This is a genomic window from Escherichia sp. KTE31 (assembly GCF_000407925.1).
GTDB classification, from domain to species: Bacteria; Pseudomonadota; Gammaproteobacteria; order Enterobacterales; family Enterobacteriaceae; genus Escherichia; species Escherichia ruysiae.
The window spans coordinates 55,091-70,812 of the sequence record NZ_KE136723.1; the positions used below are offsets into that span (position 1 = coordinate 55,091).

At 50.4% G+C, this 15,722-nt stretch carries 13 protein-coding genes; 4 read left to right on the forward strand and 9 right to left on the reverse strand.

Translation table 11 applies throughout. The features are described 5' to 3' along the window. The first annotated feature begins 23 nt into the window (after window positions 1-23). Window positions 24-671: a hydroxyacylglutathione hydrolase GloC gene (gene gloC, locus WES_RS13185; protein ID WP_016158003.1), complete on the forward strand. Its 648-nt coding sequence runs from the start codon at window positions 24-26 to the stop codon at window positions 669-671. A gap of 221 nt (window positions 672-892) precedes the next feature. Here the strand turns inward: gloC and aspC are convergent, their stop codons facing one another. The 4 genes from aspC to pncB form a co-directional block, all read right to left on the reverse strand. Further along, entirely contained in the window at window positions 893-2,083 is a 1,191-nt protein-coding gene (gene aspC, locus WES_RS13180) for an aspartate transaminase (protein WP_000462677.1), read from the reverse strand. Window positions 2,084-2,267: 184 nt separating this feature from the next. Then, complete coding sequence (gene ompF / locus WES_RS13175) at window positions 2,268-3,338, reverse strand: porin OmpF (RefSeq protein WP_000977930.1); 1,071 nt, start codon at window positions 3,336-3,338, stop codon at window positions 2,268-2,270. 602 nt (window positions 3,339-3,940) lie between these two features. After that, on the reverse strand, window positions 3,941-5,341 hold the full coding sequence (gene asnS, locus WES_RS13170; protein ID WP_016158004.1) for an asparagine--tRNA ligase: 1,401 nt from the start codon (window positions 5,339-5,341) through the stop codon (window positions 3,941-3,943). Between the two features lie 168 nt (window positions 5,342-5,509). Continuing rightward, on the reverse strand, window positions 5,510-6,712 hold the full coding sequence (pncB, locus tag WES_RS13165; RefSeq protein WP_010349583.1) for a nicotinate phosphoribosyltransferase: 1,203 nt from the start codon (window positions 6,710-6,712) through the stop codon (window positions 5,510-5,512). 265 nt (window positions 6,713-6,977) lie between these two features. Between pncB and pepN the strand changes: the two genes are divergently transcribed. Then, window positions 6,978-9,590 (forward strand): aminopeptidase N, encoded by a 2,613-nt coding sequence (gene pepN, locus WES_RS13160; RefSeq protein ID WP_016158005.1) that lies wholly within the window; start codon window positions 6,978-6,980, stop codon window positions 9,588-9,590. A gap of 198 nt (window positions 9,591-9,788) precedes the next feature. On the opposite strand, the gene ssuB is transcribed toward pepN, so the two are convergent. Genes ssuB through ssuE form a run of 5 tightly spaced genes read right to left on the reverse strand, consistent with a single transcriptional unit; the run spans window position 9,789 to window position 14,025 of the window. Next, complete coding sequence (ssuB, locus tag WES_RS13155) at window positions 9,789-10,556, reverse strand: aliphatic sulfonates ABC transporter ATP-binding protein (RefSeq protein ID WP_001090494.1); 768 nt, start codon at window positions 10,554-10,556, stop codon at window positions 9,789-9,791. Continuing rightward, entirely contained in the window at window positions 10,553-11,344 is a 792-nt protein-coding gene (gene ssuC, locus WES_RS13150) for an aliphatic sulfonate ABC transporter permease SsuC (protein WP_000235200.1), read from the reverse strand. Before ssuC ends, ssuB begins: the two co-directional genes overlap by 4 nt. A gap of 11 nt (window positions 11,345-11,355) precedes the next feature. Continuing rightward, a complete protein-coding gene (ssuD, locus tag WES_RS13145) occupies window positions 11,356-12,501 on the reverse strand; it encodes an FMNH2-dependent alkanesulfonate monooxygenase (RefSeq protein WP_016158007.1) in 1,146 nt (381 codons plus the stop codon). Then, window positions 12,498-13,457 (reverse strand): aliphatic sulfonate ABC transporter substrate-binding protein SsuA, encoded by a 960-nt coding sequence (gene ssuA / locus WES_RS13140; RefSeq protein ID WP_016158008.1) that lies wholly within the window; start codon window positions 13,455-13,457, stop codon window positions 12,498-12,500. Before ssuA ends, ssuD begins: the two co-directional genes overlap by 4 nt. After that, window positions 13,450-14,025, reverse strand: coding sequence for an NADPH-dependent FMN reductase (gene ssuE / locus WES_RS13135; protein WP_001263941.1), 576 nt, complete (start codon window positions 14,023-14,025; stop codon window positions 13,450-13,452). The genes ssuA and ssuE overlap by 8 nt, the downstream gene beginning before the upstream one ends. A 355-nt stretch (window positions 14,026-14,380) precedes the next feature. Between ssuE and WES_RS13130 the strand changes: the two genes are divergently transcribed. Both WES_RS13130 and WES_RS13125 read left to right on the forward strand, forming a co-directional pair. Next, on the forward strand, window positions 14,381-14,923 hold the full coding sequence (locus tag WES_RS13130; RefSeq protein ID WP_000750302.1) for a fimbrial protein: 543 nt from the start codon (window positions 14,381-14,383) through the stop codon (window positions 14,921-14,923). 82 nt (window positions 14,924-15,005) lie between these two features. Beyond that, window positions 15,006-15,707 carry a fimbrial biogenesis chaperone gene (locus WES_RS13125; protein WP_016158009.1) on the forward strand — a complete coding sequence of 234 codons (702 nt, stop codon included), beginning with the start codon at window positions 15,006-15,008 and terminating at the stop codon, window positions 15,705-15,707. The last annotated feature ends 15 nt before the right edge of the window (window positions 15,708-15,722 follow it).

Consider the following 15,722-nt stretch of genomic DNA (forward strand, 5'->3'; position numbering starts at 1 on the left):
TCGCTTAACGAAACAGGGGCAGTATGAATTATCGTATTATTCCGGTCACTGCATTCTCCCAGAATTGCTCATTGATCTGGTGTGAACAAACTCGCCTGGCTGCACTGGTTGATCCTGGCGGCGATGCAGAAAAAATCAAACAGGAAGTTGATGCCAGCGGCCTGACGCTAATGCAGATCCTGCTTACGCATGGTCACCTGGATCATGTTGGCGCGGCGGCGGAACTGGCGCGACATTACGGCGTGCCGGTTCTTGGTCCGGAAAAGGAAGATGAGTTCTGGCTGCAAGACTTGCCTGCGCAAAGCCGTATGTTTGGCCTGGATGAGTGTCAGCCACTAACACCGGATCGTTGGCTGAACGAAGGCGACACTATCAGCATAGGGAATGTGACTTTACAGGTGTTACATTGCCCTGGGCATACGCCGGGTCATGTGGTCTTCTTTGATAATCAGTCAAAACTGCTCATTTCTGGCGACGTTATTTTCAAAGGTGGAGTGGGGCGCAGTGACTTCCCGCGTGGCGATCACAATCAACTGATTTCTTCAATCAAAGATAAATTGCTGCCACTGGGGGATGACGTGACATTTATTCCGGGTCACGGACCATTATCCACTCTTGGTTATGAGCGCCTGCATAATCCCTTCCTGCAAGATGAAATGCCCGTCTGGTAAAGGCGTATAAAAAAGCCCGCTTTCAATGCGGGCCTGGATTTCTGGCAAAGTGCGCTTTGTTTATGCCGGATGCGGCGCGAGCGCCTTATCCGGCCTACAAAATCGTGCAAATTCAAAATATTGCAGGGGACGCGTAGGCCTGATAAGCGTAGCGCATCAGGCAATGCTGCGTTTGTCATCAGCCTCAGCCCGCTTTCAGCGGGCTTCATTGGTTTTAACGCTTACAGCACAGCCACAATCGCTTCGCACAGCGGAGCCATGTTGTCTGGCGTCATCCCGGCTACGTTCACACGACCGGAAGCCACCGCATACACGCCAAACTCTTCACGCAGACGCAGTACCTGTTCTTTAGTCAGACCGCTAAAGGAGAACATGCCATTCTGTTTGATGATAAAGCTGAAGTCGCGGTTTGCACCTTTCTCCTGCAGCGTATTAACGAACAACTGACGCATACGCTGAATGCGCTGGCGCATATCGGTCAGCTCTTGTTCCCAAATAGCACGCAACGCATCATTGCTCAGGATAGTGGCAACAACCGAAGCTCCGTGCGCTGGCGGGTTAGAATAGTTCGCACGAATCGCTGCCTTCATCTGGCTGAACGCGCGATCAACGGTTTCACTGTCAGCAGCAACCAGCGTACATGCGCCTACACGCTCGTTGTACAGACCAAAGTTTTTAGAGTAGGAACTGGCGACGATAAGTTCTTTATGCAGACCAGCGAAAACGCGCAGACCTTCAGCATCTTCTTCCAGGCCGCGAGCAAAACCCTGGTAAGCGAAGTCAAACAGCGGTAACCAGCCTTTCTCAACGGAAAGCTGCGCCAGCGTTTGCCATTGCTCCAGTGTAGGATCGATACCGGTTGGGTTATGACAGCAGCCGTGGAACAGTACTACATCGCCAGCCTGAGCTTCGTTCAGACTGTTAATCAGGGCGTCGAAGTCCAGAGTATGTTTTTCTGCGTCGTAATAAGCGTATTCACGTACTTCCAGACCAGCAGAGTTGAATACGCTCTTATGATTTGGCCAGCTTGGGTTACTTACCCACACACGCTTAACACTGGTATTTTTCGCCAGGAAATCGGCAGCCACGCGTAACGCACCAGTACCACCTGGGGTCTGAGCTGTGCGGGCGCGTTTGTCGTTGATCAGGGCGCTACCTTTACCAAACAGTAATTCCTGGGTGCAACGACCAAATTCAGGGATACCGTCAATGCCGAGGTAGTTTTTGGTGGTTTCATTTTCGAGCAGATACTGTTCAGCCTTTTTAACGCTGGTCAGTACCGGGGTTTTGCCCGTCTCATCTTTATAGACACCAATCCCGAGGTTAATTTTGCCGGGACGTTCATCGGCACGAAACAGATCGGCCAGACCCAGAATCGGGTCGGCAGGAGCGGCGGTAATGTTCTCAAACATGACGAGGTTCCATTATGGTTACAGAAGGGAAGTCCGCTATCAGGGTAACGGGAGATTTACAAAATTCCAACTATTACTGATGAAAACGCCGGCTGTTTTTGCAAGACGTGAGATTGCTCTGGAAGGCATAAAAAAAACAGGACCAAAGTCCTGTTTTTTCGGCATTTAACAAAGAGGTCTGCTATTAGAACTGGTAAACGATACCCACAGCAACGGTGTCGTCAGAACCTACGCCCAGTTTGTTGTCAGAATCGATCTGGTTGATGATGTAGTCAACGTAGGTGGACATGTTTTTGTTGAAGTAGTAGGTTGCGCCCACTTCAAAGTAGTTCACCAGATCAACATCACCGATACCTTCTACGTCTTTCGCTTTAGATTTGGTGTAAGCGATGGACGGACGCAGACCGAAATCGAACTGATATTGCGCAACTAACAGAACGTCTTGCGTTTTGTTGGCAAAGCCGCCAGTGATCGGCGTAGCGTTACGGGTTTCACCGTAGTTTGCTGCCAGGTAGATGTTGTTTGCATCATACTTCAGGCCAGTAGCCCACTGTTCAGCTTTTTTACCCTGGCCGAGAGGCTGAGCTTCCTGCAGGTTGGTACGGTCAGCGGCACCATAAGCACCAACGATACCAAAGCCTTCGAATTCGTAGCTGATGGAGCCGCCAACACCGTCGCCGTTAGAACGACGTGCGGTGTCACGTTCGTTTTTACCCAGGTACTGAACAGCGAAATTCAGGCCGTCAACCAGACCAAAGAAGTTGGAGTTACGGTAAGTTGCAACGCCGCCAACACGGCCAACGAAGAAGTCATCGCTGTATGCAGTGTCACCACCAAATTCTGGCAACATATCGGTGTAACCCAGTGCGTCATAAACAACACCATAGTTACGACCGTAATCGATTGAGCCAGCATCAGCAAATTTCAGACCAGCGAACGCCAGACGGGTTTTGTTGCCATTTTGGGCATCAGAACCCTCAGAGTTGTTACCCTGGAAGTTGTATTCCCACTGACCGTAACCGGTCAGATCGGAATTGATTTGAGTTTCCCCTTTAAAACCAAGACGGGCATAGGTCATATCGCCATTGCCACCGTAACTGTTTTCACCGTTACCCTTGGAAAAATAGTGCAGACCGACAGCTTTACCGTACAGATCTACTTTGTTGCCATCTTTGTTATAGATTTCTGCAGCGTTTGCAGTACCTGCTACTAACAGAGCAGGGACGATCACTGCCAGAATGTTGCGCTTCATCATTATTTATTACCCTCATGGTTTTTTTTATGACACCTGCCACTGCCGTCAATAAGTTTCGTCAATAAATATTTACGGAGCTATTGATGAAAGTTTGGTGTCTTTATGTATCTGCAGGCATCTTTCCATTCAAACTAACGTTTCGCTACCGTGAAAGTGCTACAAAGATAAAGATATAGTTACAAAAAGAAAAAATATGTAACTAAAGGTAAATTTTAAGGAACTTTGTGAACGCCGTCATATTTCCATTGGACTTTAATGATGTTTGCAGTGAGTTTGATCTATTTATATGATTTCCTTATATTAAATTTAGCTAAACGGAAATTTTCGCTCTGATGATTTCTCTCGGTGGCTTCGCTAAAACACACGTTCAGACATCCAGAAAGCCAATAGGAGTTATGGAAATTGTGCTATTGGCTAAGAAATAACTAATCCGCAATAAGAATGCGGATTATTTTTTGTTCATAAATGTTACGTGGAAATATTCCGTAACAGGAAGGTTGTTGTGACAGGGTTGCAAATAGATTGATTGACTTAACAAACAGATAACTTGACAGAAGGGAATAGAAAAGAGCCAGCGGGCGCTGGCTCTCGGAAAAACTAAATTAGAAGCTGGCGTTACGCGGGGTACGCGGGAACGGAATCACGTCACGCACGTTTTGCACACCAGTCACGTAGGCGATCAGGCGTTCAAAACCAAGACCGAAACCGGAATGCGGAACAGTACCGTAGCGACGCAGATCGCGATACCACCAGTAATCTTCTTTGTTCAGACCCATCTCCAGCATACGTTCGTCCAGCACGTCCAGACGCTCTTCACGCTGGGAACCACCAATGATTTCACCGATGCCCGGTGCCAGTACGTCCATTGCTGCAACGGTTTTACCGTCTTCGTTAAGGCGCATGTAGAACGCTTTAATGTCTTTCGGATAGTTTTTCACCACGACCGGCGCTTTAAAGTGTTCTTCTGCCAGGTAACGTTCATGCTCGGAAGAGAGATCCACGCCCCAGTAAACCGGGTTTTCAAATTTCTTACCGCAATTTTCAAGGATGGTTACCGCGTCGGTGTAATCAACCTGCGCAAAGTCGGCTTCAATGAAGCGTTCCAGACGGCTGACAACATCTTTATCTACGCGTTCAGCGAAGAATTTCATGTCGTCAGCACGTTCTTCGAGAACCGCTTTGAAGACATATTTCAGCATGGCTTCAGCCAGACCGGCGATATCGTTCAGGTTAGCAAACGCCACTTCCGGCTCCAGCATCCAGAATTCCGCCAGGTGACGGCTGGTGTTGGAGTTTTCTGCACGGAAAGTCGGGCCAAAGGTATAAATTTTGGACAATGCGCAAGCGTAGGTTTCGCCGTTCAACTGACCAGATACGGTCAGGAAAGACTCTTTACCGAAGAAGTCTTTGTCGAAATCGACTTTGCCCTGATCGTTACGCGGCAGGTTTTCCAGATCCAGCGTTGAAACGCGGAACATTTCGCCAGCGCCTTCGGTATCAGATGCGGTAATCAGTGGTGTTGAGACCCAGAAGAATCCCTGCTCGTTAAAGAAGCGATGCAGCGCCTGTGCCAGCGTGTGGCGAACGCGCGCAACGGCACCAATCAGGTTGGTGCGTGGGCGCAGGTGAGCGACTTCACGCAGATACTCAATGCTGTGGCGTTTTGCTGCCATCGGGTAAGTGTCTGGATCCTCAACCCAGCCGGCAACTTCAACGTTGCTGGCCTGAATTTCAAATTGTTGCCCCTGGCCCGGCGACGCCACGACTTTACCCGTCACAATGACCGAGCAACCGGTGGTCAGACGCAGGACGTCTTCATTGTAATTGGGCAGAGAATTATTGATGACAGCCTGTACAGGATCAAAGCAGGAACCGTCATAAACGGCGAGGAAGGAGATGCCAGCTTTTGAATCTCGGCGGGTACGCACCCATCCGCGCACGGTGACTTCGCTGTCAACGGCTACGCGGCCCTGGAGTACGTCGGCTACAGGCACAACGCTCATAATATTCTCTCTGTTAATAGTCGGAAAAAATAAACACTTGTCCACCCGTCAATGGGGGGATACCTATGTTACCTGGCATCTGCAATCAGACAAGCAGAATTCGCAGATGGGACAAAAGATTTCGGAATAAAAGGCAAAAAAGGGAGCCGTTATGGCTCCCTGATGATATTAACTGGCTTTTTTAATATGCGGAAGGTCGAACGCTTTACGCAGCGCACGGACAAACGCTTTATCATGGCAGATAGTTTTGCCAGGACTGTCAGAAAGTTTCGCCACCGGTTTACCGTTACACTCCACCAGCTTAATCACAATATTCAGTGGTTTGACCTGGGGTATATCGCAGGTCAGGCGTGTACCGATACCAAAGCTTAATTGCACACGGGAAGAGAAGTGGCGATAAAGCTCGACCGCTTTGCGTAAATCCAGATTGTCAGAGAAAACCAGCGTTTTGCTCTGCGGATCAATTCCCAGCTTCTCATAATGTGCAATAGCTTTTTCGCCCCATTCAACCGGGTCGCCGGAATCATGGCGAAGCCCCTGGTAACGACTGGCAAACTCCACGCCGAAATCACGCAGAAAGGCATCCATAGTAATGCAGTCGGTTAACGCAATGCCAAGTTGGTCAGGATATTCTTCCAGCCACGCAGCAAGTGCGGCGCGCTGACTATTGGCAAGATCCGGGCTGATTTGTTGATGCGCCTGGAACCATTCGTGTGCCTGCGTTCCCATAGGGGTGAGGGAAAGCCGACGCGCCAGATCGTAATTACTGGTGCCAACGAACCAGGGTTCCTGTTGCAAACGTTTAACGATGGTTTCTTGTACTTCGCGGGAAAAACGGCGGCGAGTGCCGAAATCCATCAGATGGAAGCGCGACATCTCGAGATCGGCGGTTAATGCCGAAAAGTCGACTAATTTGCTTTCCAGCGTATCGAGGGCTTGCGCAACGTCGGCCTGCGGTGAGCGATAGCGATGTACCAGTTCACTGATGACCGCCAGCAGAGGAACTTCCCAGAGGATGACTTCACGCCACGGGCCGGTTAAACGAATATCCAGCTTACCGTTATCGTTGGTGACGGTGACCTGTTCCGGGTTAAAGCGGAACTCGCGTAGCCAGTTGAGATAGTCGGCCTTAAAAAAAGGCAGGGCAGAGAGCCATTGATATTCATCATCCTGCAGGCGCAGGTGCTGCATCGCCTGAACCTGTTCACGAATAGCATCGGCATAAATACCCAGCAGATCGTCACCTCGGCAACGAAACTCCGCCGCGACATGCACATCATAATAGTGATGAAACACGGCTTGCTGCATATGCAACTTATAAGCATCTGTATCCAGCAACGAGTGCAGAACAGGAGAAGCGAATTGTGTCATAGGTGCGCAGTAGCGTCCTCGTACGGGAGCGTTTAGTACAATAAACATCTTCAGGAACTGCTGGAGTATACCTTGTTTCGCAATTTATTGAACCCCGATCACACCATATGCCACCTTTATGGTCGATGGTATTGCGCCCTGTATGTTATAAAAATGTAGCAATAAAAGCGTTTGTACCTGAAAAGATGAAGATTCTGCGTAGCGAGATTTATGCAACAGGAATAGACTGAACACCTGACTCTATAAAAGATGCTAAAGGTTATTTATGACTCAACAGCCACAAGCCAAATACCGTCACGACTATCGTGCGCCGGATTACCAGATTACTGATATTGACTTGACCTTTGACCTGAACGCGCAAAAGACGGTGGTTACCGCGATCAGCCAGGCTGTCCGTCATGGTGCATCAGATGCTCCGCTTCGTCTGGACGGCGAAGACCTTAAACTGGTCTCTATTCATATTAATGATGAGCCGTGGACAGCCTGGAAAAAAGAAGAGGGCGCACTGATCATCAATAATTTACCGGAACGTTTTACGCTCAAGATTGTTAATGAAATTAGCCCGGCCTCCAACACCGCGCTGGAAGGGCTTTATCAGTCAGGCGATGCGCTCTGCACCCAGTGTGAGGCTGAAGGTTTCCGCCATATTACGTACTATCTCGATCGCCCGGACGTGCTGGCGCGTTTTACCACCAAAATTGTTGCCGATAAAACTAAATACCCGTTCCTGCTTTCCAACGGTAACCGCGTTGCGCAAGGCGAACTGGAAAACGGACGTCACTGGGTACAGTGGCAGGATCCGTTCCCGAAACCGAGCTATCTGTTTGCGCTGGTAGCTGGTGACTTCGATGTACTTCGCGACACCTTCACTACCCGCTCCGGTCGCGAAGTGGCGCTGGAGCTGTATGTCGATCGCGGCAATCTTGATCGCGCGCCGTGGGCGATGACCTCGCTGAAAAATTCCATGAAGTGGGATGAAGAACGCTTTGGCCTGGAGTATGACCTCGACATCTATATGATCGTTGCAGTGGATTTCTTCAACATGGGCGCAATGGAGAATAAAGGTCTTAACATCTTTAACTCCAAATATGTGCTGGCGCGTACCGACACCGCAACCGATAAAGATTACCTCGATATTGAACGCGTTATCGGCCATGAATATTTCCATAACTGGACCGGTAACCGTGTGACCTGCCGCGACTGGTTCCAGCTCAGTTTGAAAGAAGGCTTGACCGTTTTCCGCGATCAGGAATTCAGCTCTGACCTTGGTTCCCGCGCGGTAAACCGTATCAATAATGTGCGCACCATGCGCGGATTGCAGTTTGCGGAAGATGCCAGCCCGATGGCTCACCCAATCCGTCCGGATATGGTCATTGAAATGAACAACTTCTACACTCTGACCGTTTACGAAAAGGGCGCAGAAGTGATTCGTATGATCCACACCTTGCTGGGCGAAGAAAACTTCCAGAAAGGGATGCAGCTCTATTTCGAGCGTCATGATGGTAGTGCTGCGACCTGCGACGATTTCGTTCAGGCGATGGAAGATGCGTCAAATGTCGATCTTTCCCATTTCCGTCGCTGGTACAGTCAGTCCGGTACGCCGATTGTGACCGTTAAAGACGACTACAATCCGGAAACCGAGCAGTACACTCTGACCATCAGCCAGCGCACACCAGCCACGCCGGATCAGGCAGAAAAACAGCCACTGCATATTCCGTTTGCTATTGAATTGTATGACAACGAAGGCAAAGTGATTCCGTTGCAGAAGGGTGGCCATCCGGTCAATCCGGTATTGAATGTCACCCAGGCGGAACAGACCTTTGTCTTCGATAACGTCTACTTCCAGCCTGTGCCTGCGCTGCTGTGCGAATTTTCTGCGCCGGTGAAACTGGAATATAAGTGGAGCGACCAGCAACTGACTTTCCTGATGCGCCATGCGCGTAATGATTTCTCTCGCTGGGATGCGGCACAAAGCCTGCTTGCAACCTACATCAAACTGAACGTTGCCCGTCATCAGCAAGGGCAGCCGCTATCTCTGCCGGTGCATGTTGCAGATGCTTTCCGTGCGGTATTGCTCGATGAGAAGATTGACCCGGCGCTGGCGGCAGAAATCCTGACGCTGCCTTCCGTCAATGAAATGGCAGAACTGTTCGATATCATCGACCCGATTGCCATTGCTGAAGTGCGTGAAGCTCTCACCCGTACTCTGGCGACTGAACTGGCGGATGAGTTGCTGGCTATTTATAACGCGAATTACCAGAGTGAGTACCGCGTTGAGCATGAAGATATTGCGAAACGCACTCTGCGTAATGCCTGCCTGCGTTTCCTCGCTTTTGGTGAAACGCATCTGGCTGACGTGCTGGTGAGCAAGCAGTTCCACGAGGCCAACAATATGACCGATGCGTTGGCGGCGCTCTCGGCGGCGGTTGCTGCGCAGTTACCATGTCGTGACGCGCTGATGCAGGAGTACGACGACAAGTGGCATCAGGACGGCCTGGTGATGGATAAATGGTTTATCCTGCAAGCCACCAGTCCGGCGGCGAATGTGCTGGAGACGGTGCGTAGCCTGTTGCAGCATCGCTCATTTACCATGAGCAACCCGAACCGTATTCGTTCGTTGATTGGTGCGTTTGCGGGCAGCAACCCGGCTGCGTTCCATGCCGAAGATGGCAGCGGTTATCAGTTCCTGGTGGAAATGCTCACCGACCTGAACAGCCGTAACCCGCAGGTGGCTTCGCGCCTGATTGAGCCGCTAATTCGCCTGAAACGTTACGATGCCAAACGTCAGGCAAAAATGCGTGCGGCGCTGGAACAGTTGAAAGGGCTGGAAAATCTCTCTGGCGATCTGTACGAGAAAATCACCAAAGCTCTGGCTTGATACAAACATGCCTGATGCGACGCTTGCAGCGTCTTATCAGGCCTACAAACCTGTTGAAATTGCTGGTTTTGTAGGCCGGATAAGGCGTTCACGCCGCATCCGGCAACCGTGCCCAACGGCCTGATGCGACGCTTGACGCGTCTTATCAGGCCTACAAGCCCGTTGAAACTGCTGGTTTTATGCGCCGCATCCGGCATATTAACCATGACGCCGAATCGGTTGTTCAGAATGCCCACGCTGCATTACCCGCTGCAACACTTCCGCTTCCAGCTCCGCTAATCGTACCGACCCTAACCGGCGCGGACGGGGTATATCCACCGTCAAATCCAGACCAATTTTTCCTTCTTCAATTAACAGCACCCGGTCAGCCATCGCCACCGCTTCGCTCACATCATGCGTTACCAGCAAGACGGTAAAACCGTGCTCCTGCCAAAGTGACACAATCAAATCCTGCATCTCCAGTCGCGTTAAGGCGTCCAGTGCCCCGAGCGGTTCATCAAGCAACAATAAACCCGGTCGATGAATCAACGCTCTTGCCAGTGCCACACGCTGTTTTTGCCCGCCAGAAAGTGCGGCAGGCCATTCCCCAGCCCGATTCTCCAATCCTACCGCAGCCAACGCCCGACGCGCGGCATCGCGCCACTGGCCTTTAAGGCCTAACCCGACGTTATCAATCACCGATTTCCACGGCAGTAAACGGGCATCCTGAAACATCATGCGTGTATCGTCCTGAATTTCGGCAAGTGGCGTTGTGCCCGCTAACACATCGCCTGCGGTTGGTGTTTCCAGCCCCGCCAACAGGCGCAGCAGAGTACTTTTACCACCGCCGCTGCGACCGACCACAGCCACAAACTGACCAGCCGGAATATGTAGATCAAGTTGATTCAGAACGATATTTTCTGCGTAATGTTTGCTTACCGCATTGAGCAATAGCGGTGTGCCCTGGTTCAATCGTGCAGTATTCATACCGTGGCCTCCTTCAGATGATAAGCCGGGTTCCAGCGTAGCCAGACGCGCTCTAACAATTGGGCGCTGACGTCAGCAAGTTTGCCGAGCAGGGCGTAAAGAATAATGGCGACTACCACCACGTCCGTTTGCAGAAACTCCCGCGCATTCATCGCCAGATAACCAATGCCGGAATTAGCAGAAATGGTTTCGGCAACAATCAGCGTCAGCCACATCAGACCTAACGCAAAGCGCACACCGACCATAATTGAGGGCAGGGCACCGGGCAGGATCACATGGATAAACAGCGGCACGCCGGATAAGCCATAGCTGTGCGCCATCTCTACCAGCCCGCGATCGATATTACGGATCCCGTGCCAGGTGTTGATATAAATGGGGAATAGCGTGCCAAGCGCCACCAGGAAAATCTTTGCGGACTCATCAATGCCAAACCACAAAATCACCAGTGGGATCAGCGCCAGATGCGGCACGTTGCGCAACATCTGAATTGAGGTATCCAGTAGTCGCTCACCCCAGCGCGACAGACCGCTAATCAGCCCCAGAATCAATCCCAGCGATCCGCCAATGGAAAAACCGATTAGCGCCCGCCAGGAGCTGATCGCCAGATGCTGCCATAATTCGCCGCTGGCTGAGAGCGTCCAGAACGCCGTCACCACCCCTTCCGGTGAGGGCAAAATACGCGTCGACAACCAGCCAACTGACGAGGCCAGTTGCCACACCGCCACGATGCCCACCGGTAAAAACCAGGGGGCAACGCGCAATAACCACTTTTTCACTGGCGTTGCCATCATCTTGTTCCTTAGCTTTGCGCGACTTTACGTGGGATAAACTCATTTGCCACTGCTTCGCCTTGCAGGTTCAGCGGCTGCGGTTGGGGAATCTGTGGGATGGCGACATCCAGATGTGGGAACAACAACTCGCCAACCCGATACGCTTCTTCCAGATGTGGATAGCCAGAAAGTACAAAACTGTCGATGCCAAGCGCGGCGTATTCGTTGATTCGCGCAGCGACTGTCAGCCCATCGCCCACCAGCGCCGTCCCGGCACCGCCGCGCACTAAGCCAACACCCGCCCATAAATTGGGGCTGATCTCCAGGTTGTCGCGCTTACCGTTATGCAGCGCCGCCATTCGTTGTTGACCTACGGAATCCGTCCGGGCAAACGCTTCTTGTGCTTTGGCAATCGTCTCATCGTCAAGATGGGAGATTAACCGTTCGGCGGCCTGCCAGGCTTCGTCGTTGGTTTCGCGGACAATTACATGCAGACGAATACCGAAACGGATTTTGCGCCCATGTGCGGCAGCTTTTGCCCGCACTTGTTCGATCTTCTCTTTTACCCGCTCCGGCGGCTCGCCCCAGGTAAGATAAAGATCAACCTGTTCGGCAGCCAGATCCTGAGCGACGTCGGACGATCCGCCAAAGTAAAGAGGAGGATACGGCTGTTGGATCGGTGGAAAGAGCAGTTTTGCTCCTCGCACATGAATATGTTTGCCGTTGAAATCGACGGTTTCCCCCTGCAATAACCGCCGCCAGACCTGAGTAAATTCCGCCGAGGCTTCGTAACGCTCGCTATGATCAAGAAACACGCCGTCGCCTGCCAGCTCTTGCGGATCGCTGCCTGTAACCAGGTTAAACAACGCGCGTCCATTAGAGAGGCGATCAAGCGTGGCAGCCTGGCGAGCGGCTACGGTAGGCGATGTCACACTTGGGCGTAGGGCGACGAGGAACTTAAGCCGTTGCGTCACCGGGATCATTGATGCCGCCACCAGCCACGCATCTTCGCAGGAACGGCCTGTTGGGATCAGCACACCGGTATAGCCCAGACGATCCGCCGCTTGCGCAATCTGTTGCAGATACCCATGATCAACCGGGCGAGACCCTTCTTCCGTTCCCAGATAATGACCGTCACCGTGCGTGGGTAAAAACCAGAATATATTCAGACTCATAATTGTTTTCCTTCCAGTTGAGTGGGTTGCCAGATGCGTTGACGGATATCGACTTTTTTCGGCACCAGACGATTTTCATAAAACAGGTCGGCAGTGTGTTGCTGTAAAGCAGCAACCTCGGCGTTCACGGGTTTGATGGTGGTGGGAGGACGATGATCCAGATACGAGGCAATCACCGGTGCCGGTAAGCCCATCGTTTTTGCCAGTAAAGAGATACTTTGCTCGCGCTGGCTGCGGGTTAACGCATCAGCTTCGCTAAAGGTTGTCAGTACGCCCTGAATAAATGCGCCGTTTTTTTCCGCATAGGGACGGGCTGCCAGATAAAACGATCCTGTTTGATTGAGATCGGTGCCATCTTTCAGCACCCGCACGCCGCCCTGTAATAACGCGGCAGAGTAGTAAGGATCCCAGATAGCCCAGGCGTCGACGTTACCCTGCTGGAATGCAGCGCGCGCATCGGCGGGCGTCAGATAGGTCGGCTGGATATCAGTGAATTTAAGCCCGGCCTGTTGCAGTGCGCGCAGTAAAAGGTTGTGCGAACTTGAACCTTTCTGAAACGCGACTTTGTGGCCCTTTAGTTCAGCCACAGTTTTGATCGGGCTGTTTTCGGGCACCAGAATCACTTCGGCTTTTGGTTTCGGCGGCTCGACACCGACGTAAACCAAATCAGCACCGGCGGCCTGAGCAAAGATTGGAGGAATGTCCCCCGTACTGCCCAGATCGATACTGCCGACGTTTAACGCCTCCAACATTTGCGGACCAGCGGGAAACTCAACCCACGAGATTTTGGTTTGCGGATAGCGTGTTTCCAGTAACTGGTGGCTTTTTGCCAGCACCATGCTGATGCTGCCTTTCTGATAACCTATCCGTAACGCTTCAGGAGAAGACTCCGCAGCAATCGCGAGCGTAGAGGCGCTGAATAATCCCACCAGCACCAGTTTAAAAATATTACGCATGGGCGTTACCTCGCAGAGAGAGAAGGTCAGGAACCTGGACATCACGGCGGTGCAACGCCTGCCAGAAGGTATCGAGCGCGGTATCAAGACGGGATTGCAGATTCGGCGTGAATTGCGGCTTATGTTGGAAATCAAGCACCTGTGAGTCATCGGCAAATACACCGTGTAGGATCTCCTGGGCTTTTAGTGCGCTTAAAACTGGTTTAAGTGCGTAATCAACCGCCAGCAGGTGAGCCACCGTGCCACCTGTCGCCAGCGGCAACACCACTTTTCCTTGCAGTGCGCGTTCTGGTAGCAGATCGAGAAGCGTTTTCAGTGCGCCGGAATAGGCGGCTTTGTAGACGGGCGTGGCGACAATCAGCCCATCAGCCTCTTGCAACTGATCGGTGAAGGTCTTGAGTGCCGGACTATCGAAACGGGCATAGAGCAAATCTTCCGGGGAGAAGTTTTGCAGATTCCAGTGATAAACCTCGACATCCAGGCCATTCAATTTTTCTCGCGCATATTCCAGCAAAGAACTGGAGCGAGAGGGAAAGCGAGGACTTCCTGCCAGGGTGATGACACGCATATTCTCTCCTTATAACCAATTGTTCTTGTTTTGTTAACATTGATAACAATTCGCTCAGTCTGTCGGAGGGAAAAGCAAATGCCAAATATAATTTTTGTGTATGTTTTTCTAAAAATGAACTAAAGGATGTTATTAAAATATCACTTGTATTTATTTATTGGGCTGTCGTTTTATATTGAATCAATATATTGCCAATGAGTACCATGAAATTATATTCACTAAATCTATAAGTTAAGAAAATGTCATTTATTTGGGTGAATAGACCCGGTTTAAATAGCGGACAATTATTGATATTATTAAATGCGATGTCATTTATAGGCATTATCATATTTACGAAGAAATCAGGATGATAACGATGAAAAAAAGTGTATTGACGGCGTTTATAACTGTGGTATGTACAACTTCCAGCGTTATGGCGGCTGATGATAATGCCATCACGGACGGTACAGTAACGTTTAATGGTAAAGTCATCGCACCTGCCTGCACGCTGGTCGCTGCGACGAAAGATTCAATAGTCACATTGCCAAATGTCAGTGCAACGAAGTTGCAAAGTAATGGCGCAGTCTCTGGTGTAAAAACTGATGTACCAATTGCATTAGAAGACTGTGATGTTACTGTAACTAAAAATGCTGCTTTCACCTTTAGCGGTACGGCTGACGCCACACAGACTACAGCATTCGCCAACCAGGCTTCTACCGATGCAGCGACTAATGTCGCTCTACAAATGTATATGCCGGATGGTACTACAACAGTGACTCCCGGTACGGAAACTGAAAATATTCAGTTAGCGGATTCTGCTGAGCAAACAGTGACCTTTAAAGTTGATTATATCGCTACGGGTAAAGCGACTTCAGGTAATGTTAATGCGGTAACTGATTTCCATATTAACTATTATTAATAGAACTCATTAATTGTTTTATTAATTAGTACCCCTCCAGTGTTCTGGAGGGGATATTCATATTTTTTAAGAGTACCTGTTTATGAAAACTTGCATAACAAAGGGAATTGTGACCGTAAGTTTAACGGTAATATTACTAAACTGTATGTCCGTCTGGGCCGCAGGTAAAGGTGGAGTAGGACTTGCCGCCACGCGTCTGGTTTATTCTGAAAGTGAAGAACAAATTTCACTTGGCGTGCGTAACACCAGTCCTGATGTTTCTTATCTTATTCAGTCATGGGTGATGACGCCGGATAATAAAAAATCAGCAGATTTTATTATTACGCCACCGCTATTTGTGCTGAATCCGGCAAATGAGAATCTGTTACGCATTATGTATATTGGTGCACCGTTAGCAAAAGACAGGGAAAGCCTTTTCTATACCAGTGTGCGTGCCGTTCCTGCCACAACAAAGCGGGAAGAGGGCAATACCCTGAAGATTGCCACGCAAAGTGTTATCAAACTGTTCTGGCGACCAAAAGGTTTACCGTATTCCGTTAGTGAGGCTCCGGCAAAACTGCGTTGCACCTCGTCAGCCGACGTGATTACGGTCAGTAATCCAACGCCTTACTTCATTACCCTTACAAACCTGAAAATAGGTGGGAAAACGGTTAAAAATCAAATGATCTCCCCCGTTGATAAATATCAATTCTCTCTGCCTAAGGGAGCCAAAAACAGCAGCGTAACGTACCAAACAATCAATGACTATGGGGCGGAAACGCCGCAACTCAACTGTAAATCGTAAGTCGTCTTCAGTTAA